Origin of the sequence: Salinicola sp. MH3R3-1, assembly GCF_001937155.1 — a bacterium.
GTDB lineage: Bacteria > Pseudomonadota > Gammaproteobacteria > Pseudomonadales > Halomonadaceae > Salinicola > Salinicola halophyticus.
Genome location: NZ_MSDP01000106.1, coordinates 1 through 581, shown reverse-complemented (window position 1 = coordinate 581; position 581 = coordinate 1). Strand labels below are relative to the sequence as shown.

1 protein-coding gene is annotated in these 581 nt (G+C 67.1%); it reads left to right on the top strand.

Annotated features, from left to right (window positions below):
- A partial coding sequence (locus tag BTW08_RS18565; RefSeq protein WP_168170691.1) for an Ig-like domain-containing protein occupies positions 1 to 581 on the top strand: 581 nt, incomplete at both ends.

Genomic DNA, 581 nt, shown 5'->3' with positions numbered 1-581 from the left:
CTATGTCGATGGCGGCACGCTGAGCGTCAGCGCGGTCAACGGCGCGGCGGGCAGCGTGGGGCAGGCCATCACCGGCTCCAATGGCGGGACCTTCACGCTGAACGCGGATGGCTCCTACAGCTTCAATCCGGGCACGGCGTTCGATCGCCTGGCCGCGGGTCAGACCGACAAGACCCAGATCAGCTACACCGTCAGCGACGGCCAGGGTGGCACCGCCACCTCGACGCTGACCGTAACGGTGACCGGTACCAACGACGCGCCGGTGGCCGTCGCCGATACCCAGACTACCGGCGAGAACAGCGTTCTCAGCGGGCAGGTTCCGGCAGCGACCGATGTCGATGGCACCATCGCCAGCTACGCGCTCGACACCGGCGTAGGTCAGGGCAACGGCAGCCTCAGCTTCAACGCCGACGGCTCCTACAGCTTCGCCCCCGGCACTGACTTTGACGCTCTGGCCGCCGGCGAAAGTCGCGACGTGACCTTCAGCTATACCGCCACCGATAACGACGGCGGCGTCAGTGCACCGAAGACGGTCACCATCACCGTCACCGGCACCAACGATGCGCCGGTCGCTCAGGCAG